Annotated in this window: 25 protein-coding genes; 12 read left to right on the top strand and 13 right to left on the bottom strand. The window is 70.3% G+C overall.

Annotated features, from left to right (window positions below; genetic code table 11):
• The first annotated feature begins 115 nt into the window (after window positions 1–115).
• The 4 genes from F784_RS0113735 to F784_RS0113720 all read left to right on the top strand — a co-directional run bounded on the left by F784_RS0113735 (window position 116) and on the right by F784_RS0113720 (window position 2,912).
• Window positions 116–901, top strand: a complete 786-nt coding sequence (locus F784_RS0113735; RefSeq protein WP_019587304.1) for a DUF429 domain-containing protein — start codon at window positions 116–118, stop codon at window positions 899–901.
• Window positions 898–1,488, top strand: a complete 591-nt coding sequence (locus F784_RS0113730; RefSeq protein WP_019587303.1) for a YdeI/OmpD-associated family protein — start codon at window positions 898–900, stop codon at window positions 1,486–1,488. Before F784_RS0113735 ends, F784_RS0113730 begins: the two co-directional genes overlap by 4 nt.
• Window positions 1,485–1,904, top strand: a complete 420-nt coding sequence (locus tag F784_RS0113725; RefSeq protein WP_026332474.1) for a cupin domain-containing protein — start codon at window positions 1,485–1,487, stop codon at window positions 1,902–1,904. The genes F784_RS0113730 and F784_RS0113725 overlap by 4 nt, the downstream gene beginning before the upstream one ends.
• A gap of 63 nt (window positions 1,905–1,967) precedes the next feature.
• The gene (locus F784_RS0113720) at window positions 1,968–2,912 is read left to right on the top strand and encodes an aldo/keto reductase family protein (protein WP_019587301.1); all 945 of its coding nucleotides are present in this window, start codon (window positions 1,968–1,970) and stop codon (window positions 2,910–2,912) included.
• Between the two features lie 69 nt (window positions 2,913–2,981).
• Here the strand turns inward: F784_RS0113720 and F784_RS0113715 are convergent, their stop codons facing one another.
• Window positions 2,982–4,670, bottom strand: coding sequence for a GGDEF domain-containing protein (locus tag F784_RS0113715; protein ID WP_019587300.1), 1,689 nt, complete (start codon window positions 4,668–4,670; stop codon window positions 2,982–2,984).
• Window positions 4,671–4,909: 239 nt separating this feature from the next.
• Here F784_RS0113715 and F784_RS0113710 point away from each other — a divergent pair, with 239 nt between their 5' ends.
• Together F784_RS0113710 and F784_RS0113705 are read left to right on the top strand one after the other, a co-directional pair.
• Window positions 4,910–5,884, top strand: coding sequence for an ABC transporter ATP-binding protein (locus F784_RS0113710; RefSeq protein WP_019587299.1), 975 nt, complete (start codon window positions 4,910–4,912; stop codon window positions 5,882–5,884).
• On the top strand, window positions 5,877–6,749 hold the full coding sequence (locus F784_RS0113705) for an ABC transporter permease subunit (protein ID WP_019587298.1): 873 nt from the start codon (window positions 5,877–5,879) through the stop codon (window positions 6,747–6,749). Before F784_RS0113710 ends, F784_RS0113705 begins: the two co-directional genes overlap by 8 nt.
• A 6-nt stretch (window positions 6,750–6,755) precedes the next feature.
• Here the strand turns inward: F784_RS0113705 and F784_RS0113700 are convergent, their stop codons facing one another.
• From F784_RS0113700 to F784_RS0113670, 7 genes are all read right to left on the bottom strand, one after another.
• Window positions 6,756–7,085, bottom strand: coding sequence for a hypothetical protein (locus F784_RS0113700; RefSeq protein ID WP_019587297.1), 330 nt, complete (start codon window positions 7,083–7,085; stop codon window positions 6,756–6,758).
• Between the two features lie 90 nt (window positions 7,086–7,175).
• Window positions 7,176–7,631 carry a hypothetical protein gene (locus F784_RS24650; protein WP_019587296.1) on the bottom strand — a complete coding sequence of 152 codons (456 nt, stop codon included), beginning with the start codon at window positions 7,629–7,631 and terminating at the stop codon, window positions 7,176–7,178.
• A 181-nt stretch (window positions 7,632–7,812) separates the two neighbouring features.
• Window positions 7,813–9,702, bottom strand: a complete 1,890-nt coding sequence (locus F784_RS0113690; RefSeq protein ID WP_019587295.1) for a glycogen debranching N-terminal domain-containing protein — start codon at window positions 9,700–9,702, stop codon at window positions 7,813–7,815.
• A gap of 45 nt (window positions 9,703–9,747) precedes the next feature.
• Entirely contained in the window at window positions 9,748–11,283 is a 1,536-nt protein-coding gene (locus F784_RS0113685) for a carbohydrate ABC transporter permease (protein ID WP_019587294.1), read from the bottom strand.
• Window positions 11,284–11,317: 34 nt separating this feature from the next.
• Window positions 11,318–12,415 (bottom strand): carbohydrate ABC transporter permease, encoded by a 1,098-nt coding sequence (locus F784_RS0113680; RefSeq protein ID WP_019587293.1) that lies wholly within the window; start codon window positions 12,413–12,415, stop codon window positions 11,318–11,320.
• A 58-nt stretch (window positions 12,416–12,473) separates the two neighbouring features.
• The gene (locus tag F784_RS0113675; protein WP_019587292.1) at window positions 12,474–13,712 is read right to left on the bottom strand and encodes an ABC transporter substrate-binding protein; all 1,239 of its coding nucleotides are present in this window, start codon (window positions 13,710–13,712) and stop codon (window positions 12,474–12,476) included.
• Window positions 13,709–14,692 carry a LacI family DNA-binding transcriptional regulator gene (locus F784_RS0113670; RefSeq protein ID WP_157465257.1) on the bottom strand — a complete coding sequence of 328 codons (984 nt, stop codon included), beginning with the start codon at window positions 14,690–14,692 and terminating at the stop codon, window positions 13,709–13,711. The genes F784_RS0113675 and F784_RS0113670 overlap by 4 nt, the downstream gene beginning before the upstream one ends.
• A 211-nt stretch (window positions 14,693–14,903) precedes the next feature.
• Here F784_RS0113670 and F784_RS0113665 point away from each other — a divergent pair, with 211 nt between their 5' ends.
• The 6 genes from F784_RS0113665 (at window position 14,904) to F784_RS0113640 (ending at window position 19,733) form a co-directional block, all read left to right on the top strand.
• Window positions 14,904–16,049: an XdhC family protein gene (locus F784_RS0113665; RefSeq protein ID WP_019587290.1), complete on the top strand. Its 1,146-nt coding sequence runs from the start codon at window positions 14,904–14,906 to the stop codon at window positions 16,047–16,049.
• A gap of 67 nt (window positions 16,050–16,116) precedes the next feature.
• Window positions 16,117–16,617: a ribonuclease E activity regulator RraA gene (gene rraA, locus F784_RS0113660; RefSeq protein WP_019587289.1), complete on the top strand. Its 501-nt coding sequence runs from the start codon at window positions 16,117–16,119 to the stop codon at window positions 16,615–16,617.
• Window positions 16,618–16,701: 84 nt separating this feature from the next.
• Window positions 16,702–17,664 carry a carbohydrate kinase family protein gene (locus F784_RS0113655; protein ID WP_019587288.1) on the top strand — a complete coding sequence of 321 codons (963 nt, stop codon included), beginning with the start codon at window positions 16,702–16,704 and terminating at the stop codon, window positions 17,662–17,664.
• Window positions 17,661–18,692 (top strand): endolytic transglycosylase MltG, encoded by a 1,032-nt coding sequence (gene mltG / locus F784_RS0113650; protein ID WP_026332473.1) that lies wholly within the window; start codon window positions 17,661–17,663, stop codon window positions 18,690–18,692. The genes F784_RS0113655 and mltG overlap by 4 nt, the downstream gene beginning before the upstream one ends.
• Window positions 18,693–18,759: 67 nt before the next feature.
• Entirely contained in the window at window positions 18,760–18,951 is a 192-nt protein-coding gene (locus F784_RS0113645) for a hypothetical protein (protein ID WP_019587286.1), read from the top strand.
• Window positions 18,948–19,733, top strand: coding sequence for a DUF421 domain-containing protein (locus tag F784_RS0113640; RefSeq protein ID WP_019587285.1), 786 nt, complete (start codon window positions 18,948–18,950; stop codon window positions 19,731–19,733). Before F784_RS0113645 ends, F784_RS0113640 begins: the two co-directional genes overlap by 4 nt.
• A 367-nt stretch (window positions 19,734–20,100) precedes the next feature.
• On the opposite strand, the gene F784_RS0113635 is transcribed toward F784_RS0113640, so the two are convergent.
• From F784_RS0113635 to F784_RS0113615, 5 genes are all read right to left on the bottom strand, one after another.
• On the bottom strand, window positions 20,101–20,487 hold the full coding sequence (locus tag F784_RS0113635; RefSeq protein WP_019587284.1) for a 2Fe-2S iron-sulfur cluster-binding protein: 387 nt from the start codon (window positions 20,485–20,487) through the stop codon (window positions 20,101–20,103).
• Window positions 20,488–20,513: 26 nt separating this feature from the next.
• Window positions 20,514–21,365 (bottom strand): alpha/beta fold hydrolase, encoded by an 852-nt coding sequence (locus tag F784_RS0113630; protein WP_019587283.1) that lies wholly within the window; start codon window positions 21,363–21,365, stop codon window positions 20,514–20,516.
• A gap of 65 nt (window positions 21,366–21,430) precedes the next feature.
• Window positions 21,431–23,137: an adenine deaminase gene (locus tag F784_RS0113625; protein WP_019587282.1), complete on the bottom strand. Its 1,707-nt coding sequence runs from the start codon at window positions 23,135–23,137 to the stop codon at window positions 21,431–21,433.
• A gap of 31 nt (window positions 23,138–23,168) precedes the next feature.
• Window positions 23,169–23,951, bottom strand: a complete 783-nt coding sequence (locus F784_RS0113620) for a TFIIB-type zinc ribbon-containing protein (RefSeq protein WP_019587281.1) — start codon at window positions 23,949–23,951, stop codon at window positions 23,169–23,171.
• Window positions 23,952–23,971: 20 nt separating this feature from the next.
• Complete coding sequence (locus F784_RS0113615; RefSeq protein ID WP_019587280.1) at window positions 23,972–25,039, bottom strand: peptidase C39 family protein; 1,068 nt, start codon at window positions 25,037–25,039, stop codon at window positions 23,972–23,974.
• Window positions 25,040–25,058 lie beyond the last annotated feature (19 nt).

Below are 25,058 nucleotides of genomic sequence, written 5' to 3'. Positions count from 1 at the left end.
GCGGACGGGCGCAAACCCCACTGGGGCAACTGGTTCCAGCACGTGATGAAGGGGGAGTTGGTCACACCGGATCAAGTCTGACCCTCCTGCGCCAGCCGCTCCGGTAATGTGGCCTATGCACTTCATCGGCATCGACCTCGCCTGGTCCGTCCGCAACCCCACGGGTGGCGCGGTCATCGAGGGGGACGTGAAGGGTGGGCGGCTCCTGGATACGGCCCTCCTGTCAGACGACGCGAGCGTGCTCACCTACGTGGAGAAGCACGCTGGGGACGGTCCCGCCATCGTCGCCATCGACGCGCCGCTGACCGTGCCCAACCTGTCCGGGCGCCGTCCCGCCGAGGCGGAGGTCGGGGCGGTGTTCGGGCGCTTCCAGGCGGCGGCCCACCCCACGAACCGGACCCGGCTGGCGGACGCTGCGGGTGTCGTTCGCGGGGAGGCGCTGACCCAGGCACTCGAAGCCCGAGGATTTATCCATGATCCGCGCATTCCCGCCGGGGATCCCGTCCGCCGCGTGATCGAGGTCTATCCGCACCCGGCGATGGTCGCCCTGTTCGGCCTGACCCGCACCCTGAAATACAAGAACAAGGGGCAGGACCGCGAGGTGCTGTTGGAGGCGTGGGCGGCGCTACACCGTCACCTCGCCGCGTTGGGAGAGGCCGACCCCTTTCTGACCGGACTCGACGCCCACCTCGTTGTGGACCCCTCCGCCCTGCGGGGCCGCGCGCTCAAGGATCACGAGGACCGCACCGACGCCATCATCTGCGCCTATATCGCCCTCTACGCGCACCGCTGGGGGCTGGAGAGAACCGAGGTGCTGGGCACCCTGGACGGCGGGTACATCTTCACTCCGACCTTGCCCGAACGCTGGGACATCGCGCGGCTTCAGGAGGTGTTCCCATGACCCTGCCCCCGGACGCCTTCGAGCCGGAGTCTCGCACCGACTGGCGGGCCTGGCTGGAGATCCATCACGACACCGAGAAAGGTGTCTGGCTCGTCCTCCGCAAGAAGTCGGCGGATCCGGTGAACCTCAGCGGGGACGAGGCGGTGGAAGAAGCTCTATGCTTCGGCTGGATCGATTCCAAGCCGCGCAAACTCGACGAGGCGCGCTCCATGCTGTACATCGCCCCACGCAAACCCGGCAGCGGGTGGAGCGCGGTCAACAAGGCCAGGATCGAGCGGATGCAGGAGGCGGGCCTCATGACTCCAGCCGGGCAGGCGAAGATCGACGCGGCGATTCGGGACGGCTCGTGGGGCCTTCTGGACGGGGTGGATGCGCTGGAAGTGCCGCCCGACCTTGAGGCCGCGTTGACGGCGGAGTCTGGCGCGAAGGCCCAGTGGGACGCCTTTCCCCGCAGCGCCAAACGCGGCATCCTGGAATGGATCGCGCAGGCGAAGACCGCGGCCACCCGGGAAAAACGGGTGCGCGAGACGGCCACCCTGGCCGCGCGCGGGGAAAGGGCGAACCAGTGGCGCCGGGGGACGAGATGACCGCCGAGGAGATCATCCGCCTGCTGGGCCTGGAGCCGCACCCTGAAGGCGGGCACTACGTCCAGATTCACTCCGACGCGCGGGAGGTCAGCGGGCGGCCCGTCTGCACCTCCATCTACTTCCTGCTGCGGGCGGGGGAGGTCTCGCACTGGCACCGGGTGGACGCCACTGAAATCTGGTGCCACCACGCAGGGGCGGCGGTGCAGTTGGAGATCTGGGAGGAGGGGAAGCCCCGCCGTCTGCGCCTGGGGCCGGACCTGGCGGGCGGCGAGCGTCCTCAGGGCGTCGTGCCCGCCGGGGCGTGGCAGAGCGCACGGTCCCTGGGCGAGTGGAGCCTGGTGGGCTGCGTGGTCGCCCCGGGCTTTCAATTCAGCGGGTTCGAACTCGCCCCGCCCGGCTGGACTCCGCCCGTCTGACCCGGCCTTCATCCCGCCTCAATCTGACGGCCTGCCCATGCTTTACTGGGTAAAGTACCGGGCATGGAATACCGCAACCTCGGCAGAAGTGGCCTCAAGGTCTCCGAAGTGTCTCTGGGCGGCTGGGTGACCTTCGGGCACAACGTCAACGACCAGCAGATGGTGCGGGACATCGTGATGAAGGCCTACGAGGAAGGCGTGAACTTCTTCGACCAGGCCGACGTGTACGCCCGCGGCAAGTCCGAGGAGATGATGGGCCAGGTGCTGCGCGAGCTGCCGCGCCACACGCTGGTGATCTCCTCCAAGGTCTACTGGCCCATGAGTGACGACGTGAACGACCGCGGGCTCTCACGCAAGCACGTGCTGGAGAGCATCGACGGGAGCCTGAAGCGGCTGGGCACCGACTACCTCGACATCTACTTTGCCCACCGCTACGACGAGAACGTTCCCATGGACGAGATCGTGATGGCCTTCGATCAGGTCATCCGCGACGGCAAGGCCATGTACTGGGGCACAAGCATGTGGCCCGCCGCGCGCATCGCCGAGGCGGTCGAATTCGCCAAGGCCCACGGCCTGCACGCCCCCGTCACCGAGCAGCCCGAATACTCCATGCTGCGCCGCGAGCGGGTGGAGGGCGAAATTCTGCCCTACACCGAGAAGGCGGGCGTGGGCCTGGTCGTCTGGAGCCCGCTGGCGATGGGCCTCCTGACCGGCAAGTACGACGAGGGCCGCCCGGAGGGGGCACGCCTCACCGAGAACGAGAACTGGGGCAACAACTTCCTGACCGAGGAAAATATTCAGAAGGTCCGTGACCTGAAGTCCATCGCCGACGAACTCGGCATCACCCGCGCGCAGCTCGCCCTGGCCTGGATTCTGCGCCAGAAGGGCGTCAGCTCCGTGATCACCGGGGCGACGAGGGTGGGCCAAATCGAGGACACCGTGAAGGCGGCGGGCGTCCGGCTGGACGAGGATGTGCAGCGCCGCATCGAGGAGATCCTGACGCGCTGAGGGCTGGACCGGAACGGGGCGCGGTGGGGGAGGTGTCCCACCCTGCCTCGTTCCGGTCTCCCCAGAGGCTTAACCCGCCGCTGAGACTGGGGGGTAAATCCGGTTGCGCCCGGCCCGCTTGGCCCGGTAGAGGTGGTCGTCCGCCTGCTCGAAGGCGGCGCGCAGGGCCTCCTCGTCGCGGCCCTCCGTCAGGATGTACCCCGCGCTGACGGTCAGCGCCATGCCGGGCAGCAGGCCCGACCAGTCGTGGGCCTCGATGCCCCGGCGAAGCGCTTCCACAAGGACGGGGGCCTCCGCCGGGTCGTCCACGGGCAGGGCGAGCACGAATTCCTCCCCGCCGTAGCGGGCAAGCAGGGCACCCGGCGGGCTCAGGGCCCTCAGCCGCGCCCCCACCGCCTGCAACGCCGCGTCCCCGGTCAGGTGTGAGTGGTGGTCGTTCACGCTCTTGAAGTCGTCGATGTCGAAGAGCGCCAGCAGCAGTGGCCCCGGGGTGTCCTCCAGCCCCGCGAGGCCGTCTTGCAGGCCGCGGCGGTTGAGCAGGCCGGTCAGCGGGTCCTGGCGGGCCTGCGCCTCGGCACGGCGGACGCTGTCCTGCCAGCCGGTCGCCTCGGCGCGGGCCTGGCGCAGCTCGCGGATCAGGTCCTCGTGGCGCTGCTCGATGTGGGCCAGCCGCGCCAGGGCCTGCTGGGCGCGGTCCAGCGCGTCGCGGTAGGTGCCCAGCGCCGCCGGGAGATTCCCCTGCCCCTCGTGCAGCCGGGCAATGGCCTGGAGGACCTCCTGCGTCTCGCGGTGGCGGCTCTGGTCTAGGGCCGAGTCCAGGGCGGCCCGGTAGTGCTCGTGGGCCCGGCCCGGCTCGCCGCGCGCCACGCTGACCTCGGCCATCGCCAGGTGGGCGTCCAGGTACGCCTGCTGGCCCAGCCGGGCGTGGTGCTCCAGCGCGGCCTCCGCGTGCCGCTGCGCCCGGTCGGGGTTCCCCTCCAGCAGGGCCAGCCGCGCGGCGTGCGTCTCGGTGAGCAGGGCGATCAGCCCGGCGGGGTGGTCCCGCAGCTCCTCGCGGATGGCCGTGATGGCGGCGTGGACGCGGGCGCAGGCCTCGGCCTCGGCCTCGGGGCGGCCCCGCTCGCGCGCCTGGCGGGCGAGGTTCAGGTAGATGTGCGCGCGGTTTTCCAGCAGGTAGAGCCGCATGGAGGGCTGCTCCTCGGGAGGCAGGCTAGGAAGCTGCTCTTCCAGCAGGTTGAGCTGGTGCAGGGCCTCCTCGTACTGCCCGGTCACATTCTCCAGGTACGCGAGGTTCACGTAGGTGTGCGCCACGTCCAGCCGGCCGCCCGCCGCCAGCGCCAGGGCCCGGGCGTCCAGCAGGTCGCGCCGCGCGCCCACCGCGTCCCCGGCGGTCAGGCGGGCGAAGGCGCGGCTGTTGCGGACCTGCGACTCCAGGTGGCGCAGGCCGTGCTCGTGCGCCAGGTCCAGCGCGAGCGCGAGGTGTTCGAAGGCCTGCTCCTGCCGCCCCTGCGCGACCTCGATAAAGGACAGCCCGGCGAGCACCTCCACCGTCATGTCGGGGGCCTCGGCGCTCAGCGCGGCCTCCAGCGCCTCCAGGGCCAGCGGAAAGGCGACCGCCAGCGAGTGGTCGCGGTAGTGCCGCGCCAGGGCGAGGTACGCCCGCGCCGTCTCGGTGCGCGCGGCGACGAGCGCGCCCACGAGGTGTGAAGGAGCGTCGGACGGTGGGGACACCGGCTCCGAGCGGCGGACAGCGTTCATGTGAAGCATTCTCACGGAGGCGTTCTTTCCGGACTATCACCCCAGGACTGGGTACTGGGGGGGATGATGCCCCCAAATGGGGCGGTGGAAATCCGGCTGATGGATGTGATTTTCGTGTCGAAGTCTGAAGCTGGCCTTCAGGATAGGAGGAGAGGGACGGGACGGGTGACTGGGGTGAGGCGCGGGTCGAAGGACGCTCCTGCATCTTTTGCCGCACTCCGGCCTCACGCCGCCCGACTATGCTGGGGCGCGTGGCAGCCATCGAGACGCGGGAGCTGTGCAAGGTGTACCGGGGCCGGGCGGTCGTGGACGGCCTGACCCTGACGGTGGAGGAGGGCGAGGTCTTCGGCTTCCTGGGTCCCAACGGGGCGGGCAAGAGCACCACCGTGAAGATGCTGCTGGGCCTCGTCCACCCCAGCGGCGGCGAGTTGCATGTGCTGGGCGGCTCGCCCTCCGATCCGGCGGTGCGGTCGCGGCTGGGCTTCCTGCCCGAGCAGTTCCGCTTCCAGACCTGGATGACGGGCGAGGAGTTCCTGCGCTTCCACGGGAGACTGGCAGGAATGAACGCGGCAGACCTGCGCGCCCGCGTGCCCGAGGTGCTGGAGACGGTCGGCCTGGGGGGGCGGGGGCGGGAGACGCTGGGCGGGTACTCCAAGGGGATGCTCCAGCGGGCAGGGCTGGCGGGCGCGATCCTGGCCCGCCCCCGGCTGGTCTTTCTTGACGAGCCCACCTCGGCGCTCGACCCCATCGGGCGGGTCGAGGTGCGCGAGATCATCGAGCGGCTGCGGGCCGAAGGGGTGGCAGTGTTCCTGAACTCGCACCTGCTCTCGGAGGTCGAGCAGGTCTGTGACCGGGTGGCGTTCGTGAAGGCCGGGCGGGTGCTGAGGCAGGGAAGTTTGCGAGAGCTGATGGGCGGGGTTCTGCCGGTGGACCTGCGGGTGGACCGGCTGACACCCGACCTCCTCGCGGTCCTCGCCCGGCTGGGAGAGCTGCGGCACACCGACACGAACACCCCGGGCCGCGCCGCCGTCGAGCTGTGGTTGGAGCGCGAGGAGACGCTGCCCGCCCTGGCCGACGCCGTCCACGCACACGGTGCCCGGCTCTACGCCCTGACCCCTCGCCGCCCCGACCTGGAGACGATGTTCCTGGAACTCATCGAGGACACGCCTGAGGCCGCCCGCTCCCCCCGTGCCCCGGAGGCCACCCGTGCATAACACGCTGCTGATCGCGGAACTCTCGCTGCGCGAGGCGGTCCGCAAGCGGCTGGTCGTCGTGCTGCTGCTGCTGACCGCCGCCTTCCTGGGCTTTTACCTGTATGGCGTGTTCCGGCTGGAGCAGACCCTCGACCAGCGCGCCCTCGACGCGGGGCTGGACGGGCGCAGCGTGAACGGGGCGGCCAACATCCCGGTGATGTACACGGCGATCTTCGGGATGTATCTGGTGTACTTCCTGGGGGCGCTGATGGCCGTGCTGTCCACCGTGGGGGCGGTCAGCGGCGACGTGGAGAGTGGCGTGATGCAGTCGGTGATCGCGCGCCCGATCAGCCGCCCGGCGCTCGTCCTGGGGCGCTGGCTGGGCTTTACCGCCGTGAACGTAGGGTATGTCGCCCTGATCAGCGCGGCCCTGCTGGGCGGCATCCGGCTGATCACCGGCTTCCTGCCGCCCGACCCCCTGCCCGCCGTGGGGCTGGTGCTGCTCGCCATCGCGCTGGTCACGGGCCTGACGGTGCTGGGGAGCACCCTCTTCACCACGCTGGCGAACGGCATCGGCGTGTTCGTGCTGTACAGCGTGGGCTTCGCGGGTGGCGTTCTGAATTCCATCGGCTCCTTCGCCGACAGCCCGACCCTGACCACCCTGGGGCGGCTCGCCAACGTGGTCATGCCGACCAACTCGCTCTGGCTGGGCGCGAGCTATCAGTTGCAACCCGAGGTGCTGCGCCAGCTCGGCGAGGCGACGCGCGGGGCCAACCCCTTCTTCGGCAACGCGCCCATCGCGCCCGGCCTGGTGGTCTGGTCTGCTGGCCTGGCCCTGCTGGCAGTGGTCCTCGGTATGTGGCGCTTCAGCCGCCGCGACCTGTAGCCGGGGTCAGCCCGGGAGAGTTACCGCCTGCCAGGTCGCCTCCGCTCGGTCGTCGTTGCCCTCGTGACCGATCAGGCCGGTGTCGTGGCAGGTAAAGCGCATCAGGCCCAGCTCACGCCCGCCCACCTGCATGACGTACGAGCCGTGTTCGCGGGGGTGGGCGACTCGGGCGGCCGCCGTGCGGTAGAACACCTTCACCGGATTTCCCGGCTGCACTCCCGGCAGGTCCGACGAGACCACCCCGCCCTCGAAGACCCGGCCCGGGTTCCCCACCTCGCCGTGCCACGCCCCCCGCACCTCGACCACGGTTCCGCCACCGTTCCCAAGCTGTGTCATGGTCCGCCCATCAGACCAGACGCGAGGTGAGCCGAATGTGCCCTGCCCCAAGCTCAGCAGGAGGAGAGGCTAGACAGGGCGGCGCTCCCGTCAGCGGCCGGTTCGCTCGTCCCTGCGCTCGGTGTCCGGGGCAGGCTCGTGTGGTTCGTGGGGGCGGGGCACGGCGTCGGGCACCGTGGGCTCGGTGTCGGGGGCCGCCCGTAACGTGAGGGTCCGCTCCGTGACCGGGCCAGGGGAACGCTCCGCCTCCAGTGGGAGGGGGTCAGGCTCTGCCTGCTGGGCCTCCGCGTGGTCGAGTTCGCGCAGCAACCTCTCGCGGGCGCTGATCTCCTCGTCCACCCGGCGGAGGTCGTCCTGGATGCCGGACAGCACCTCGGGAGCGGCCCCCGCGTGGTAGGAGCGGCCCAGCCGGGCATACAGGCTGTCGAGTTCCCGCGTCAGTTGGAAGACTTCCAGGCGCAGCCGCGTCCCCTGCGCGACCTCCTCGCCCCGGCGCTGGACCCGCTCGGCCCCCCGCCGAACACTGTTCAGGATGTTGTCGAGCATGGGACCATTTTCAGGCGCAGATCGGTGGGACGGGTGAGGCCGGGGTCAATGCCGTTGGGCGGCCAGGGCAGGCTCAGGCAGTGGACGAACAAAGACGTGTCACCCTGAACGAAGTGAAGGGTCCCCCCGCGTGCCGGGGGGATGCTTTGTTCAGGGTGACAGTCTGCTTGTGGACAGGGCGCTAAGCCGGTGTCTCCTCCCGCCGGGAGCCGGGGACTTCTTCCACCGACTGGGGCGGGTTTCTCCCAGGCAGCAGGTGCGCCAGCGCGAACGGGATCGCCGCGTCCCAGCCCTGGGGATGGCAGGCGGCGGGATAGGGGACGGGGGGGCCGTCCTCGCGGGGGAAACCTGCCAGCAGTTCGCTCAGGCGGCTGTCCGGTGCCCAGCGCGCCACGTCGAACAGTGCCCGGGCGACCTGTCCCGCCTCGGCGTGTAGGCCGTAGCGGGCCATGCCCAGGGCCGCGACCGCCGTGTCGTGCGGCCAGACGCTGCCGTTGTGGTACGAGACCGGGTTGTAACGGGGCTCGTTCACCCCCAGCGTGCGGATGCCCCAGCCGCTCCACAACTCGTCGCCCAATGCGGTCGCCGTGACCTGCGGGGCGAACTCGGGCGGGATGATGCCGGTCCAGAGGGTGTGCGCCGGGTTGCTCACCAGGACGCGCAGGGGCCGTTTGTCCCCGTTCAGCCCGTGGACGTAGTAGCCGCGCTCGGGCCACCAGAAGGCGCGCTGGAAGATCTCGCGCAGCCGCTCGGCCCGGTCCTCCCACTCGGGGGCGCGCTCCGGCTCACCGATCTGGCGGTACATCCGCGCGGCGGCGAGGTAGGCGGCGTAGGCGTAGCCCTGCACCTCGATCACGGCGACGTGGCCGCTCACGTCCACCCCGTCCTCGGTGAAGGTGGAGTCGCCGCTGTCCTTCCACACGGCGTTCGTGATACCGCCGGGGTCGGGCGTGTACTCGATCAGGCCGTCCCCGTCGGGATCGCCGTCCGTCAGGAGCCAGCCGAGCGCCGCTTCCCAGTGCGGGCGGAGCTCACGGGCCAGGTCGGGGTTCTCGCGGCTGATCTCGCCCACCAGCCACACGAAGAGGGGGGTGGCGTCGGCGGTCGCGTAGTACGGGCGGTGGGGGGTCTGGCCCAGGCGGGTGAGTTCGCCCACCCGCTCCTCGTGCAGAATTTTGCCGGGCTGCTCCAGCGTGACGGGGTCGTACTTCGTGCCCTGGTGCGCCGCGAGGTAGCGGGCGACGGTCACGGCGAGGTCGGGCCGCTGCTCCCTCACCAGCAGGGCGATGATCAGGCTGTCGCGCCCGAAGGGGGCCACGAACCACGGGAGGCCCGCCGCCGGGAAGGGGCCGAACTCGGTGTGAAAGCTCAGGCTGCGGAGGTCCTGCACGCTCCGCTCCAGCACCCGCTGGTCCAGGGGATCGGGCAGGGTGAGGTTCGCGTGCAACCCCGCGTACTCCCGCGCGAGGGCGTCGGGGTCGCCGGGCGTGGGCTCCTCGTCCCCCTGAAGCGGGAAGACGCTGACCTGAATGTCGGTGTTCCCCGTGATCTCCCAGGCCAGCGCCGAACCGTCCCAGGTGGGCGCCGGGCTCGCCCGCACGAGTGTCCGGCAGCGCAGGCCGTCCTGAGCGACGTAGCTGAACTCCACCCCGCCGGGCACCTCGCGGGTCTCCACCTTGCGCGGGCCGAGCCCCCCGGGCCAGCCCCGCACCTCGAACATATCGAGGAAGTCAGCGTTCAGCTCCAGCGTCAGGCGGTGGGTGCCGGGCTGGTAGAGGGTGACCCGCAGCGTGTCGCGCACCTCGGTCGCCGTCACGGTCAGGTTGCGGGCGATTCCCACCCGCATGGTGTAGCCGACATTCGCGTTCGCCGCCTGCTCGTGCAGCCAGAAGGGCCAGCGTTCGTGCAGGACGAGGTGCTGCGGGGGCTGGCCGTCCAGCCGCCAGGCGTAGCGGGAGAGGAAGCGGGTGTCGCGGCGATAGAGGCCGCCCTCCTCCCCCACCGCCTGGTAGTGGCGGTTGCCGACGAGGTAGAGGTCATTTTCCTTCAGAACGGTGCGGGTACTCAGCATGGGGGTCTTTCTGGCGTGGGGGAGGGGAGGACGGAAAGCAGAAGGTTACCCCTTGACCGCACTGTCGGCCCCGGTATCCACGAAGTAGCGCTGGAAGATCACGAACACGATGATGACCGGGATGGCGCTGAGAACCGCGCCCGCCAGGATCAGGCCGTAGTCGCCCTGCCCGCCGTACAGCTCGCGGAAGTTCGACAGCCCGACCGTCAGGGTGAAGTTGGTGTTGTCACGCAGGATCACCAGCGGCCAGAAGAAGTCGTTCCACGCCCCCTGGAACTGGGTGATCGCCAGCGCGATCAGGGCCGGACCCGCCTGCGGCAGCATCACCCGCCAGAAGGTCGTGAAGGGTCCCGCGCCGTCTATGGAGGCCGATTCCTCCAGCTCACGCGGCATTCCCTCGAAGAACTGCTTCATCAGGAACACGCCGCCCGCCGCCACCAGGCCGTTGAACCACAGGCCCCAGATGTTGAGCAGGTTCAGGTCCTTGAGCAGCACGTAGTTGCTGATGAGGTTGACCTGGCTGGGCACCATCTGGGCGAACAGCACCGCCCCGAAAAAGACCAGGTTCTTGCCGGGGAAGTCCAGCCGGGCCAGGGCGTACCCCGCGAGCGAGCAGAACACCACGGCGGCGACCACCCGCAGGAAGGCGTACAGGAACGAGTTCAGCACCCAGGTGAAGAACAGGCTGTTCCCGGTCGCCGGGTTGGTCGTCTCGTTGAAGGCGCGGCGGTAGTTGTTGAAGGTGTAGCCCAGGATGCCCGGCGTGACGTTGCGGTAGGCCAGCGAGCGCCCGAAGTTCTGGCGGTCGGAAGGAGGCAGGGTGCTGCTCTCCAGGCTCTGCCCGCGCTGCACGTCGACCTGAAGGGGCGTGCGCTCGAAGATCGGCCCGCGCAGGTAGTAGCGGCCCCCGTTCTCGACGAGTTCCACCGGCTGGTACTGCACCAGGGTGTACTGCACCGCCTGGGCCTCGGGCGTGTCGAGGGTGATGGGCACGACCTGCCCGTTGCCCAGCTTGGCGCTCAGCGTGTCGGTGGGGGCGGTGAGCTGCCCGGTGACGGTGCGCCCGGTCTGCCGGGTCAGCGCCGGATACCGCACCGTGACCCGGTAGGAGCGCACGTCACCCACGCCGCCGGTTGGGGTGAGTTGCACCTGCGCGAAGTCCCTGGCCTGCGCGTAGCGGGCGATACTCACCAGGCTGACGGGCTGGTACGGGAAGAGGGCGGCCGATGGCGGGTCCTGCGGGGCGCCCTGCGGCGAGCGCACCGACACGTCGAAGTTCACGGTGTGGCCGGGGTACAACCCCCCGTTCCAGCCCCCGCCCCCGCCCTGCACGCCCAGGTTATAGGCGCGGTTCAGGTACTGGGGCGTGAGCTGCGGGATCGCCAGCCGGGGCGGGTACTCGTTGGGGTCGTCCTTCATGGAGCTGAGCAGGCCCATCAGGAACGGCCCCAGGAAAAAGAGGCTCATCACGAGCATGAAGGCGTAGAGCCAGCCTGCCCGGGCCCAGCGGCGGCGGGCCAGCCAGCGGTCGTCGGCGCGGACGACCGGAGTCGGCGCGTTGGGGGCCTGCAAAACGGTCATGGGGCCCTCCTGTTTTCCGGCAGCCCCGGGCGCATCAGCGCGCCTCCGAGGGGAAGAAGCGGCGCTGGATAAAGACCATCAGCAGGATGATGAGCGCCAGGATGATCGCCGCCGCCGCTGCAAGGTTGACCGGCGCGGCCCCGGCCTTGAAGGTGTTGGTGTAGACGTAGAACGCCAGGGTGATCAGGGTGTCCTGCGGCGCCGCCGAGCCGATGACGGCCACCTGGTCGAACATCTGCATGGTGCCGATCAGGCCCACCGTGATGACGTAAAAGGTCACGGGGCGCAGGTTCGGCACCGTGACGTTCATCAGCTTCTGAAAGGGCGTGGCCCCGTCGATGTCGGCGGCCTCGTACAGGGCGCCGGGGATATTCTGAAGCCCGGCCAGGAAGAACAGCATCAGCGTGGGCACGGTCGTGAAGGTGTTCTGGATGATGACGACGAGGAGGGGGATACTGAGGATCTGCACCCCGCCCACGCTGATCCACTTGTCGGCGAAGTACTGGTAGTCGAAGGGCGCCACCTCGCGCGGCCCGGCTACCCCGGACCAGACCAGCCCCGCCGTGACCACGAGGGAGGCCAGGGCGCTCACCGCCGCCAGCGCCGGGTCTGTCCAGCGCGCGGGCAGCCCGCTGCGGCGTTCCAGCAGCACCTGGATGACCTGCGCGACCACCAGCCCGATCAGGAAGGTCAGGATCAGCGGCTGGTACGTCTGCCACTGGGTGATCAGGTAGTTAGCGATCCCCCGCCGCTGGAAGAGCCACAGGAAGATCAGGGTGATCACCACGGAGCTCGTGATCGAGGGCATGTACCACGCCGAGCGGAAAAAGGCCATCCCGCGCAGCTTGTTGTTCAGCGCGACGGCCATCAGCAGGGCGAAGATGGTCTGGAGGGTGGTGGTGACGACGGCAAAGATCAGGCTGTTCGTCAGCGCCCGCTGGAACGACGGGTCCGCGACGACCTGGGTGTAGGGCTGGAGCCCGATCAACTTCGGGCTGTTGAACAGGTTGAAGTCCGTGAACGAGTAGTAGATCGCCCGCGCGAAGGCATAGAAGAAAAAGATGGCCGTGGAGATCAGGAACGGCGCGAGGAACAGGTAGGCGGTCGTGGTGGACTGACCTCTTCGGAACATGGAACCCTCCCGGTGAAGACGGGGGCCTGGGCATCCGGCCCGGGCCCCCGCAGCGCCCTTAACGGCTCTGGAAGGTGGTCATGTCCGCCTGCGCCTTCTTCAGCGCGTCGGCGGCGCTCTTCTGCCCGCTCAGCACGGAGGCCAGCGCCTCGTTGATGGGCTTGGCCCAGTCCGGCCCCTTGGGTCCGAAGGTAAAGGCGCGAACATAGCCGTCGTCGGCCCCCTGGAAGACCAGCTTGGCGTTCTGGGCGCCGGGATCCGCCTTCTTGAAGTAGGCGCTGTTCGTCAGCGAGGAGCGGCTGGGGATGGCGAGGCCCTGCTGGAGCACGTACTCCTGCACCTGCGGGCTCGTCAGGATGTTCAGCACCTTGGCGGCCGCGGCCTTGTTCTTGGTCCCGGAGTTGATCGCCCAGCCCACGGTGTACAGGAAGTTGCCGCGCTGGCCGGTCTTGTTGTTCTTGGGCAGCAGGGCAGTGCCGAACTTCAGGTTGGGGGCGTTGTCGCGCAGGAAGTTCACGATCCAGCCACCCTCGATGGCGACCGCGACCTTGCCGCTCTTCAGGCAGTCGCCGTTCCAGCCCGCCGAGAGTTCGCTGGGCTGCACACCCACCTTGTCCTTCGCCAGCCCGGTGTACCAGTTGAAGGCCTCCGCGAACCGCGGGTCGGCCAGGTTGGTCTTGCCGTTCGCGCCGAACTGCTGCCAGCCGGTGGCGTAGGCAAAGGCCCCGAAGCGGTCAAAGTTGGGCTGGAGGCACGTGCCGTAGTAGTCGCTGCCCAGCTTCTGCTTGACCTGGCGCAGCTTGGTCGCCAGGCTGGTCCACGTGTCGTTGTTGTTGGGGTACGCCACCCCCGCCTCGTCGAACAGGTCCTTGTTGTACACGACCGTCAGGGTGTTGAAGTCCTTGGCGATGGCGTAGAGCTTGCCATTCCGCGTGAAAGCGGTGTTCAGGCTCTTGATGAAGGGGGTGGGGGTCACCAGGCCGTTCAGCGGCAAGATCTTCCCGGTGGCGACGAAGCCGTCGACCGTCTCCGCCGGGAGGTACATCACGTCGCCCGCCGTGTTCGCCGCGAGCAGGGTGGTCAGAGCCTTGTTGTAGTCGCCCTGGAGGGGCTGGTACACGACGGTGACGCCGTCCTTCGCCATCTGCGGCTTGACGAAGCGGTTGATCAGGTCATTCACCAGCGTCTGGTCGGTACCGCCGTACCCGTTGATCTTGATCGTCTTGCTGGCGGTCTGGGCGGACGCGCTGGCGGCGAGCAGGGCAAGACCGAGGCTGAGCGTCAGAACTTTCTTCATGGCATCCCTCCGGGGGAGGACGCGCCGCTCGCGCTGGAGACGGTCGCGCCGGGAACGAGGTGGACGGGTACGAATTCGCCACGGGGCGGCTGCCCCGACATGGCCTCCTGCATCAGGTCGAGCGCGGTGCGGACGAGCCGCGGGATGTCCTGCGCGACGGTGGTGAGGCGCAGCGGGAGGGGCAGCTCGGGCAGGCCGTCGAAGCCCACGACCGACACGTCCCTCGGCACCCGCAGGCCCAGGTCCTCCAGCGCGGCGACGGCACCGACCGCGCTTTCGTCACTCTGGGCGAAGCAGCCGGTGAAGCGCACGCCGCTCTCCCAGGCGCGCCGCACCGCCCGGTAGCCGGACAGCACGGTGAAATCGGCCTCCAGGACCGTGACCTCCGCCCCAGCGGTGTGGGCCGCGCGCAGGAACCCCCGCTCGCGGTCGCGCGCCACCTGGCTGGGACCCCGCCCCAGGTAGGCGAGGCGGCGGTGCCCCGCCTGCAGCAGTTCACTCGTGGCGAGGTGCGCGCCACCCTCGTCGTCCGGGGCGACCCAGCAGAAGCCGGGCTGGTGGCCGATCAGGACGGCGGGGACGTGGCGCTCGCGCAGGAAGTTCAACCGGGGGTCATCCTCGACGGCGTGCAGCACGAGCACGGCGCTGGGGAGCCGCCGCACCTCGCGCAGGTCCCCCCGCAGGAAGACGGGCTGCACGCCCAGGGGCGCGGTGTGGCGTTCCACAGCCTCCCGGAACAGCACGTGGTACGGGCTGAGCAGGGGGTCGTCGGAGGCGAGAGACAGGCCCAGCGTATGCCCCGTGCGCCAGCTCAGGTGCTGGGCAGCGGGGTCGGGCGCGTAGCCCAGGCGGCTCATCACCTCCTGCACCCGCTCGCGGGTGAGCGCGGCGACGTTGGCGTGCCCGTTGATCACGCGGCTGACCGTCCCCTTGCTCACCCCCGAGGCCCGGGCGATGTCATCGATGGTGGGCCTAATCATGGCTTCAGTGTTCATCGCCGGAGTCATCACCCGCCTCTGTAACCGGTTGCAGGAGAGCCACAGCGAGAAAGGGTCTTGAGACCGTCCTCACCCCTCCGTTTCTTGTAACCGGTTACATCCGTATTGTGAGCTTTTTGGCTCGGCTGTCAAGTCCCTCCCGCCGGGGCGGGTCTTGTCCTCCTGCCCCCGCAGGCGGCAGACTCGGGGCAACGTGAACGCTGCCGAGACGCGCGCCCTGCTGATGGCGCTGACGACCGCCCTGACGCGCGGTCAGGGGGCGGCCCTCGCCACTGTCGTGGGCGTGCGGGGCAGCGCCTACCGCCGCGAGGGCACCCGCATGCTGGTCCTCGACGACGGCGCCCAGGTCTGCATGCTCTCGGGCGGCTGCCTGGAGGCCGAGGTGGTGGAGGTCGCGCTGGAGGTCATCCGCAGCGGCATTCCTGCCCTCGCCCACTACGACCTGTCGGAGGACGCGACCTGGGGCCTGGGAATCGGCTGCGGGGGGAGCGTGGACGTGCGGGTGGAGCGGGTGGATCCGGGGGACCCGGTGACTGCCGGATGGCTCGCCGCGTTGGGGGAGGGTCGGGCGGTGGCGCTCGCCGTGCCCCTGAACGGGGAAGGCCGGGTGCTCGTCCTGCCGAGTGGGGAGGTTGTCGGCTGTCTGCCGGAGGAGCCTCTGTACACCTTCGCGGTGGAGGCAGCCCGGACCCGCCTGAGGATGAGGGAACCGCGCGCCGTGACACTGGCGGCCCCGGACGGCACACCCGTCTTTATCGACGTGAACGTGCCCCCGCCGAGGCTCGTCATCTACGGGGCGGGCCACGACGCCGTGCCGCTGGCCGCGCAGGCGCACGCCCTGGGGTACGACCTCCACGTGATTGACCCACGCCCCGCCTACCTGACGCCCGGGCGCTTTCCGGGGGCTACGCTGCACCTCCTCTCCCCCGAGGAGCTGGACCGCTTCACGCCGGGCGGACGCGCCCACCTGATCGTGATGAACCACCATCTCGACCGGGACCGGGTGTGTCTGGCCCACGCCCTGCGTTCCGGAGCCGAGTACGTGGGCGTCCTGGGTCCCCGCTCCCGCGCCGAGGACCTGCTGCATGCCCTGGAGGCGGAGGGGGTCACCTTCACCCCGGAGCAGCTCGCCCGGCTGCGCTCCCCCATTGGCCTCCGTCTCGGCGCCGAGGCCCCGGAGGAGGTCGCCCTGTCCATCCTCGCGGAATTGATGGCGTGGCGGCGGGGGTACGGCGGCGGCTTCTTGAGCGGGCATGTGGGGCGCATCCATGACGCACAGACGCATGTGGCAGCGCCCCGCAACCTTCACCCCGAACGTCTGTTGTCCCCAGAAGAGTAATCAAATGGCGTGCTCCTGAAGAGTTCAATGGGAGCGTCAGCCTGTTCCCCCAACTCCAGGAGAGACCATGAGTGAAGTTTCCCCATCTGGCCCAGCCTTCACGGCTACCGCCGACCTCAGTGACGCGCACCCCGACGCCGCTGTCCTGGCGCCGATCTTCCGTGGCTACGGGGGTCGCCCGCGCTTTCATGGTCCCGCCGCGACCGTGCGCGTTCAGGATGACAATGCTCTGGTCCGCGCCATGCTGGAGGAGCCCGGAGGGGGCCGCGTGCTGGTCGTGGACAACGGCGGCAGCCTAAACTGCGCGCTGGTGGGCGGGATACTCGCCCAGATCGCGGTGCGGAGCGGCTGGGCAGGTGTCATCGTGAACGGTTGCGTGCGCGACACCGCCGAGCTGGCCGACTGCGACCTCGGCATCCGGGCGCTCGCCACCCACCCCCGCCGCAGTGGGAAGCGCGGGCCAGGCGAGCGGGATGTGCCCCTCACCCTCGCGGGCGCAACCATTCGTCCGGGCGACCAGGTGCATGCGGACGAGGACGGGGTGGTCGTCCTCCCCGCCCGGCACTGAGCGGCCCGGGTCCCGCGTTGCCGTGCTCCCCCCACCCGGTCCCACCCTCCTGCCTCGGCCGGGAGGGTATGCTGCTGGGCACGCATGACTGACCGCAAACCTCTCGTGTCGCTGGGTGACCTGGCCTGGGACGTGCTCGCCAAACCCGACACCATGCTGCTGCCGGGGGGCGACACGACCGGGCGGCTGGAACTGTCCGGAGGCGGCTCGGCGGCGAACCTGGCCGTGTGGGCGCGTCGGGCCGGATATCCCGCCACCTTCGTCGGCAAGATCGGCCGCGACCGCTTCGGGGAACTGGCGACCGCCGAGCTGCGGGCCGAGGGCGTGCGCGCCGAACTCACCCTGAGTGACGAACACCCGACCGGCGTGATCCTCGCCCTGATCGACCGCCGCGGCCAGCGCGCGATGCTGACCGGGCAGGGGGCCGACTGGGAACTGCTGCCGGGGGAACTGCCCGGCGAGGTGCTGCGGGGCGGGCGGCACCTGCACCTGACGGCCTGGAGCCTCTTCCGCGACCCGCCGCGGGGGGCGGCACTGGCGGCGGCGCGGATCGCCAAGGAGGCCGGGGCCACCCTCAGCCTCGACCCCGGGAGCTTTCAGATGATCCAGCAGATGGGCCGCGAGAACTTCCTGCACGTCGTGGACGACATCCCCTTCGACGTGATCTTTCCCAACGATGACGAGGCCCGCGCCATGAGCGGCGAGACCGACCACGGGCGGGCGCTGGACTGGCTGCGGGACCGCTACCCCCACGCGCTCGTCGTGCTCAAGATGGACGAGGAGGGCGCCCTACTGGAAGGCCCCGGGCAGCCCCGCACCCACGTCCCCGCCACCCCTGACACCCTGATCGACGCGACCGGGGCGGGGGACGCCTTCGGGGGCGCGTTCCTCGCCGGGTGGCTGACCCACGGGGACGCGGTGCGCTCGGCGCGGCTGGCGGTGCAGGTGGGCGGCTGGGTCGTCTCGCGCTTCGGGGCGCGGCCCCCCGCCGACGCGGAACTGCGCGCCCGGCTGAAGCGCTTCAGCCCCAGCGAGGTGGGGGCGTGACTCGGCTGGGTCGGCGGGGTCCCCCGTGGTGGGTGTGGTTCCTCCTCGCGCTCCTGCTGCTGGTGCTGCTGGCCGCTGGGGGGGCCTTCCTGTACCTCCGCAGCCTCACGCTGCCCGCCGGGGGCCAGCCCTACACGCTGGAGGTCAAGCCGGGGGACACCCTGCCCGCCGTAGCGCGTGAGTTGGAGCAGCAAGGCATCGTCAAAAACGCCCGCGCCCTGCGTTTTATCATGGACCGCAACGGCACGGCGGGCAGCCTCAAGGAGGGGCTGTACGACCTGAACGGCGACATGAACGTGTATCAGGTGGCCGACAAGCTGGCGGGACCGGCGCGCATCCCCACCGTGAGCCTGACTGTCCCCGAGGGGCTTCGCGTCAAGGACATCCCCCCCATCTTCGGGAAGGCGGGGTTCGACGTGGCGGGGGTCCGGGCCGCGCTGAACGACGCCAGCCTGAGCCAGTACGCGCGGGGCAAGCAGGAGAACCTGGAGGGCTTCGTCTTTCCCGCCACCTACGAGTTCCGGGTGGGCGAGCAGCCGAAAGAAGCCGTGCAGGAGATGGTGGGGCGCATGGAGCGGGAGTTCACGCCGGAGAACGTGGCGAAGGCGAAGGCCCTGAAACTCGGCGTACGCGACTGGGTGATCCTCGCCAGTATGGTGCAGGCGGAGGCGGCGAACGATGGGGAAATGCCGATCATCGCCGGGGTGTTCCTCAACCGCCTGCGCGACGGTATCGCGCTGGGCAGCGACCCTACCGTGGCCTACGGCCTGGGCAAGGACCTGCCCGACCTCGACCGCCCTGCCGGGGACTTCACCAAGGACACGCCCTACAACACCTACACCCGCATGGGCCTTCCCGCCGGTCCCATCAACAACCCCGGCCAGGCGGCGCTGCTGAGCGTCCTGAGCCCCAAGCGCGAGCTTCCCGATGGCCGGGACGCCCTGTACTTCCTGCACGGGTTGAACGGCAAAATCTACGTGAACCACGATTACCCGGCGCACCTGCGCGACGTGGCCCGCTACCGCTGAGGGGGCCGGAAGTCGGGACGCCGGGAAAGGCCCGACCTCCCGGCGCCCTGACCTCTAGACTCCTCCCATGCCCTCCCGTGACTTCCTGGAACGCCGCAACGCCCTGTGGCGGCGGCTGCGGTCCCTCCCGCCGGGCACGCCCGAGTTCGAGGAGACGCTGGCTCAACTGAGCGCGCTGACGGGCTGGGACCGGGCGCGGGTGCTCGCCGGGCTGGGCCTGGCCGGGGCCGAGGCGCCGCCCGCCGGGGAAGGGTCTTGAGCGGCGCGGACACCGTGCCCTTCGACTGGGCGCGGATGTGGCTGGGGGACGTGCCGCCCCTCTTCCTGCTGGAGATCGTCTTTCGGACAGCCGTGATCTTCCTGTGGCTGCTGCTGCTGTTGCGGTTCACCGGCAAGCGCGGCCTGGCACAGCTCAGCCCCCTGGAACTCGCCATCGTGATTGGGCTGGGGTCGGCGGCGGGGGACCCGCTGTTCTACCCGGAGGTGCCGCTGCTGCACGCCATGCTGGCCCTCGCGCTCGTCGTGGGCTTTCAGCGGCTGATGGCGGTGCTGGTGATCCGCAACGAGCAGGTCGAGACCTTTATCGAGGGCTCGCCGGTCGAACTCGTCCGGGACGGTGTGATCTCCCTGCGGGCGCTGGACCGCGCCAGCCTCAGCCGCGAGGACCTCTTCGAGCGCCTGCGCGCCGGGGGTGTGCGTCAACTTGGCGAGGTGCAGCGCGCGTACTTCGAGCAGGACGGCAACCTCAGCGTCTTTCGCCATAAGGAAGACCCCCCGGCGGGCCTGCCCATCGTGCCGCCCTGGGACTTGGAGCCGCCCGGCAAGGTTCCGGCGAACACGCCTCACGCGGGCACGGTCGCCTGCCTGAATTGCGGCCATACGCTGCACGCCGGAGGCCCTCTGCCCCCCTGCCCGGTCTGCGCCTGCGACACCTGGACCCCCGCCACGACGGACCCGCTGGGGAGTGGGAACAGTTCTCCGGACCCCGCCCAGGGAGGCCAGGAGCGCGGACCGAAGTTCGCCGGGCGGGGGAGTGGGTGACCTGCGGGGCTCGCCCCTAGAGTTTATGGAAGGGTGACTGAGCAACCCATTGGGCTCTGATGCCCGGCCCGTTCACCCCCTCCCCGCCTCCCCCCAGGGGACGCTTGAGGTGCAATAGGGAGAACAGTGGCCCAGCCGTGGTCTTTTTCCTCCTCACCCCTTGCGGGGGAGGTCGGGCGGGGGGAGACGAGCGCCGCTCGTCCCTCTGCTGGACGGTAAAAGCCTTCTCTTCCGCATCTGCGATTCGCATCAAGCGTTCAAGGGGGGGTGCCTTTTTTGCTGACCCGCACGGCTTTTCTCTTCGGCGACCAACTTTCGTGCATCACGCGGTTTCGCGGGGCAGGAGCAGGACTTCAATTCCCCCACCTCACCCCTCGGTCGAGGCTCCGGGGCGGGTGGTCCATTCGGGCTCGGGTTCGATATGGTCGGCAGGGGCTTTGCCGGGTTCCAGGCCGGTAAGCTTCACCGTCTGGAGGGGCGTCAGGGCCATGCTGTCCTCGCACTCGATCTGGCAGGAGAGCCGCGCCTGGCCCAGCAGGCCCTTTTCCTCCAGCTTGGTGTATTCGGCGACCGTCATGCGGTCCGGTTCGCCCTCCTGGAAGCTCACGCGGCAGGTCGTGCAGCGGGCCTGGCCGCCGCAGCGGTGGAGGATGTCCACGCCGCCCCGTTCCAGCGCCAGCACCAGCCGCTCGCCCTCCCGCGCCGTGACGACCCCGTACCCCTCGACCGTGATGTCGACCGTGTTCTGCGTCATGGGCCGAGCATGACACAGGGCGGCCTTCAGGCAGGCGAATTCGAAAGAAAATCGATCAGCAGGTTGTTCACCCTCACCGGCTCGTCGCGCATGATCCAGTGGCTCGCCCAGGGGAAGCGGACGACCCGCAGGTCCGGCACCCAGCGGTCCAGCCCGTCGGCGAGTTCGGGGAGCAGTGCCACGTCGCGCTGGCCCCAGAGGACCAGGGTGGGGGCGCGGACCGTGGCCTCCCGGAGGCCACCTTGCCCCCCACCCGAACGCCGCAGCGCCCGGTAGTAATTGATCATCCCGGTCGCGGCCCCCGGCTGGTCCCAGGCCTCGCGGTAGAGCCGCCGGTCCTCGTCGGTGTACGCCCGCGGATTCGTGCCGTGCAGCGCCCACTGGCCGAAGCGGTGCAGAAAGCGCTCGGGCAGCCAGGGAAGCTGGAAGAAGAAGATGTACCACGAGCGCCGCCACTGGGCGGGCTTGCGCGCGACCTGCCGGATTCTGGCCGGGTGCGGGGCGTTCAGGATGACCAGGCGCTCCACGACCTCCGGCTGCCGGATCGCCAGCGCCCAGGCGATGATGCCGCCCCAGTCGTGCCCCACCACCCGCGCCCGCTCGTACCCCAGCGCGCGGATGAGGGCCGCCACATCCTCCTGCAAGACGCCCACCCGGTAGGCATCGATGCCCGTCGGCTTCTCGCTGAGGTTGTAGCCGCGCAGGTCGGGGGCGATGACCCGGAAGCCCGCGCGGGCCAGGGGCTCTATCTGTCTCTCCCACGCTCGCCAGAACTCCGGAAAGCCGTGCAAGAGGATCACGGGAGGTCCGTCCTCCGGCCCCGCCGCGACGTAGTGGAGCCGCACGCCGTTCACGACCGCCTGATGGTGGGTCAGCATGGGGGCAGTCTCCCGGGTGGGTCAGATGGTTCGGTGGGAAGAGGCCGAAGCGGCCTTGACCTCCCTCATGGCCCGGTCCCGGCGGCGACGGGCTGAGGCTCCGGCTCGCGCGGGAGGAGGCGCCAGGCCGTTACGTCCAGCAGGCCGCGCGGCGTAAGCTTGAGGGCCGGAATCACGCTCAGGCCCAGGAAACTCAGGGTGGTAACCGGGTAGGGGAGGGTGCAGCCCAGCGCCCGCGCCGCCGCTGTAACTTCGGCGAGGCGGGCGGCGGCCTCGTGCGGCGGCAGGTCGCTCATCAGGCCCGCGTAGGGGAGGGGCAGGCTGGCGCGCACCTCTCCCCCCGCCACGACGACCACGCCGCCGCCCAGGTTCTCCAGCGCCCGCCCTGCCACTCGCACATCGGCATCACTGCCCCCCAGCACCGCGACGTGGTGAGCGTCATGCAGGACGCTGATCGCCAGCGCGCCCCCCGTGAGCCCGGTCCCCGAGGTCCAGCAAGCGGCGACCTCCCCCCGCCCGTAACGGTCCGCAACAACGAGCCGCGCGTCGCCCGTTCCCGGTGCCCCCACCCCGGTCGTGATCTGGTCGGGCCGCACGGCCATGACGGGCCAGTGGGCGGGGACGTCAAAGGTGGCGGCGTCCCAACCCGGTTCCAGACGGACGTCTCCCCCCGAAAGCGGTGGTGTCGTCTGGCCGCGCCGCGCCTCCACGCCGCTCACGAACGTTTCCAGCACCTCGAAGCCCTCCAGGTCGCGCAGGAGGACGAAGTCCGCGTGATAGCCGGGCGCTACTAATCCCAGGTCGTGCAGGCCCCAGTATTCGGCGGGGTTGCAGGTCACGAGCGCCACGGCCTCGGCGGGGTGCAGGCCGCCCGCCACGCATGCACGCAGCAGCCGGTCCAGGTGCCCCAGTTCCAGCAACTCGTCCACGCTCACGTCGTCGCTGACGAGCATGGCGCGGCGGGGGCGCTCACGCAACACGGGCAGCAGGGCCTCCAGGTTGCGGGCCGCCGACCCCTCGCGCACCATCAGCCACAGCCCGGCGCGCAGCCGCTCGCGGGCCTCCTCCGGGGTGGTCGCCTCATGGTCGGAGTGCAGGCCCGCCGCCGCGTACCCTTGCAGATCGCGGCCTGAGACGCCCGAGGCGTGGCCGTCCATCCGCCCCCGCCGTCCAGCCTCCAGCACCTCCCACACGGCGGGGTCGCCACCCAGCACCCCCGGGTAGTTCATCATCTCGGCCAGGCCCAGCACGCCGGGCAGGCGCAAGGCCTCCCCCACCTCTCCCGCGTCCAACCCTGCCCCGCCCTGCTCCCACTCGCTCGCGGGTATGCACGAGGGCACCGAGGCGAAGACCCGCAGGCCCGACCCCCGTCCTGCCTCCAGCATCCAGCTCAGTCCGCGAACACCGAGGACGTTGACGACCTCGTGTGGCTCGGCGACGACCGCCGTCGTGCCGTGGGGGAGCACCGCCGCTGCGAACCGGGCGGGCGTCAGCAGGCTCGACTCGATATGTACGTGCGCGTCCATGAAGCCGGGCGCGAGGAATGCCCCCCGCGCCTCCACCGTCCGCGCCGCCCGGGCGCCCGATCCGGTTCCCACGAGTGCGGCGACCTGGCCCCCGGCCACCAGCACATCGGCCTCGAAGATTTCGCCCGTCGCAGGCTGCACCACCCGGGCGCCGCGCACGAGCAGGTCCCCGTCCTCCAAACCGCGCGCCACCCGCACCAGCCGCTGCCGTTCCCGCCGCCCTCCCGCCGCGTCTGCCGCTTCCATGTCGCAGTCTAGCCGGAGGCCAGCAGCGGAGCTACCGCCGCTTGAACACGTTCAGCCCCGGCCCCCGCTCGGCCAGCGCCTGCGCGAAGACCTGGACGTCGTTCAGGGGGGGAGCGGCGCTCACGTTGACAGCACTTTTTTGCGGGGCAGCCGTCCCGAACCGGCGGGCGCGGAACATGCCCGGATGCTCCTCGAACACCGCCGTCACCCCTTCGGGCAGGCTCGCCAGGTGGGCGGCGAAGGCCTGCTCCTGCGCGAGTTCGGCGTGGGCGGCCCCCTGTCCCAGCTCGCCCAGCAGCCGGTCGATCAGGGCGAAGACCCGCGCCGCGTAGGCGTCCACCTCCTCCCGGCGCGGCAGATACCCGCGGTGGATCACCCGGTTGCGAAAGTCGGCCCCCAGCGCCTTCGCCGTCAGGAATTCGGGCTCGCGGCCCTCGCGCAGCAGGTAGGCGAGGGCAAACATGCCCACCTGCCGCTCGGACTGGCTCGCCACGTGGCGCCAGGTGCCCTCCAGCGCGGCGAGCGCCCCCCCGAAGTCCCCGTCCGTCCCCGCCGCCCGCTCCAGCGCAAAAGAGCGGACGTAGAACTCGAAAAAGCGCTCCAGCGCCGCCGCGAAGCTTGCCACCGCCTCCCGCGCGTAGCCGTCCATCAGCGCCCGCGTGCCCAGGTCGAACAGCACCTCAAACTTGTGCTTACGGACGAAGACCACGTAGCGCGTGCCGCATTGCGGGCAGGTCACGTCGTGGATCGCGCTGTCGGCGAACTCCACCGGCACCTCGCGGCCACAGGTGGGGCAGGTGGTGGGGAAGGGCATGGGGGGAGTCTAAGCCGGGTTCAGGGCAACCTCGTCCCCTGCGGCGCGATCACGTAGCTCAGCCCCCCGCTGTGCGTCAGCCACAGCCGCTCGAAGGCCGCGCGGGGGTAGGTGCGGCGCACGCCCGCGTCGGTGGGGGCGGCGGGGTCATTCAGGACCGGATTGCCCGCCGCGTCGAAGCCCACCAGGACCATCAGGTGACCGTCGCTGGAGCCGATGGGGGCGCCGGGCAACTCGCCCTTCTTCCACCCCAGGCTGACGGCGAGGGGCACCCCCGCCGCCGTGTACCGCTCGGCCTCCGCCAGGCTGGGGAGCCGGGTGACGAAGGCCCGCATCCCCAGCGAGCCCGCGTAGGCGGCGTTGAAGGGCCAGTTGCCAGTACCGTTGTAGGCACGGTCGAAGGTGCCCCGTGCGGCCTGCGGCACCGTCACGTTCACCCCATGCCCGGCCAGAATCATGGACACGCTGGTGGGGCTGCACCAGACCTCGCCGCCGTCCGGGTAGAGCATCTGCGAGCGTTTCGGCACGTCCACGATCCGGCCCCAGGTCTGACGGTCGCCCGACTGCCCCAGCCCCTCCGTACGCCGCGTGCGGTCGGAGGTGTTGAAGGCGAGCAGGCGCACGCCCGTTCCCGCGCCGCGCAGCGTGACCCGGTACTGATACGCGGTCGCCTTCGCCGTCAGGCGCAGCGTGTCCGTCAGCATCTGCCCCGCCCCGTCCCGCTGCCCGTTCAGGCTGGTGCGCCCCTCGCCGCTCTGCCACGTCCCGAAGGAGAACCAGCGGCTCCAGCCGGAGGGGGTCTGCGCGCGGACCTCCACCGTCACGCTCCCTGCTCCGGGCGTCACGGCGTTCCACGACGGCACGAGTTCATCGAAGGCGGCGACCTTGAGGGCCTTGCCCGTCAGTGTGCCTGAAGCGGCTCCCGGTGCGAGGGCCAGGGCGTCCCCGCGCACCTCCACGCCCCGCAGTTCGGCGCCCGCCCAGTCGCCCGCGCGCTCGTGGATCACCGTTGTCGAATTGGGATATGTCATGGTCAGGGCCTCCGCGCCGCTTCCGAGGAGCAGCGCCGTGAGCAGAGCGGCACGCATGGGGGAGATTGTGGCGTGT

Source organism: Deinococcus apachensis DSM 19763 (genome assembly GCF_000381345.1).
Classification (GTDB): domain Bacteria; phylum Deinococcota; class Deinococci; order Deinococcales; family Deinococcaceae; genus Deinococcus; species Deinococcus apachensis.
This window is presented reverse-complemented; position numbering and strand designations above follow the sequence as displayed.

What these genes read in the sequence shown, in the direction of transcription:
- F784_RS0113735 (WP_019587304.1), top strand. Translation starts at nt 116, where the DNA reads ATGCACTTCATCGGCATCGACCTCGCCTGGTCCGTCCGCAACCCCACG.
- F784_RS0113730 (WP_019587303.1), top strand. Translation starts at nt 898, where the DNA reads ATGACCCTGCCCCCGGACGCCTTCGAGCCGGAGTCTCGCACCGACTGG.
- F784_RS0113725 (WP_026332474.1), top strand. Translation starts at nt 1,485, where the DNA reads ATGACCGCCGAGGAGATCATCCGCCTGCTGGGCCTGGAGCCGCACCCT.
- F784_RS0113720 (WP_019587301.1), top strand. Translation starts at nt 1,968, where the DNA reads ATGGAATACCGCAACCTCGGCAGAAGTGGCCTCAAGGTCTCCGAAGTG.
- F784_RS0113715 (WP_019587300.1), bottom strand. Translation starts at nt 4,670, where the DNA reads ATGAACGCTGTCCGCCGCTCGGAGCCGGTGTCCCCACCGTCCGACGCT.
- F784_RS0113710 (WP_019587299.1), top strand. Translation starts at nt 4,910, where the DNA reads ATGCTGGGGCGCGTGGCAGCCATCGAGACGCGGGAGCTGTGCAAGGTG.
- F784_RS0113700 (WP_019587297.1), bottom strand. Translation starts at nt 7,085, where the DNA reads ATGACACAGCTTGGGAACGGTGGCGGAACCGTGGTCGAGGTGCGGGGG.
- F784_RS24650 (WP_019587296.1), bottom strand. Translation starts at nt 7,631, where the DNA reads ATGCTCGACAACATCCTGAACAGTGTTCGGCGGGGGGCCGAGCGGGTC.
- F784_RS0113690 (WP_019587295.1), bottom strand. Translation starts at nt 9,702, where the DNA reads ATGCTGAGTACCCGCACCGTTCTGAAGGAAAATGACCTCTACCTCGTC.
- F784_RS0113685 (WP_019587294.1), bottom strand. Translation starts at nt 11,283, where the DNA reads ATGACCGTTTTGCAGGCCCCCAACGCGCCGACTCCGGTCGTCCGCGCC.
- F784_RS0113680 (WP_019587293.1), bottom strand. Translation starts at nt 12,415, where the DNA reads ATGTTCCGAAGAGGTCAGTCCACCACGACCGCCTACCTGTTCCTCGCG.
- F784_RS0113675 (WP_019587292.1), bottom strand. Translation starts at nt 13,712, where the DNA reads ATGAAGAAAGTTCTGACGCTCAGCCTCGGTCTTGCCCTGCTCGCCGCC.
- F784_RS0113670 (WP_157465257.1), bottom strand. Translation starts at nt 14,692, where the DNA reads ATGATTAGGCCCACCATCGATGACATCGCCCGGGCCTCGGGGGTGAGC.
- rraA (WP_019587289.1), top strand. Translation starts at nt 16,117, where the DNA reads ATGAGTGAAGTTTCCCCATCTGGCCCAGCCTTCACGGCTACCGCCGAC.
- F784_RS0113655 (WP_019587288.1), top strand. Translation starts at nt 16,702, where the DNA reads ATGACTGACCGCAAACCTCTCGTGTCGCTGGGTGACCTGGCCTGGGAC.
- F784_RS0113645 (WP_019587286.1), top strand. Translation starts at nt 18,760, where the DNA reads ATGCCCTCCCGTGACTTCCTGGAACGCCGCAACGCCCTGTGGCGGCGG.
- F784_RS0113635 (WP_019587284.1), bottom strand. Translation starts at nt 20,487, where the DNA reads ATGACGCAGAACACGGTCGACATCACGGTCGAGGGGTACGGGGTCGTC.
- F784_RS0113630 (WP_019587283.1), bottom strand. Translation starts at nt 21,365, where the DNA reads ATGCTGACCCACCATCAGGCGGTCGTGAACGGCGTGCGGCTCCACTAC.
- F784_RS0113625 (WP_019587282.1), bottom strand. Translation starts at nt 23,137, where the DNA reads ATGGAAGCGGCAGACGCGGCGGGAGGGCGGCGGGAACGGCAGCGGCTG.
- F784_RS0113620 (WP_019587281.1), bottom strand. Translation starts at nt 23,951, where the DNA reads ATGCCCTTCCCCACCACCTGCCCCACCTGTGGCCGCGAGGTGCCGGTG.
- F784_RS0113615 (WP_019587280.1), bottom strand. Translation starts at nt 25,039, where the DNA reads ATGCGTGCCGCTCTGCTCACGGCGCTGCTCCTCGGAAGCGGCGCGGAG.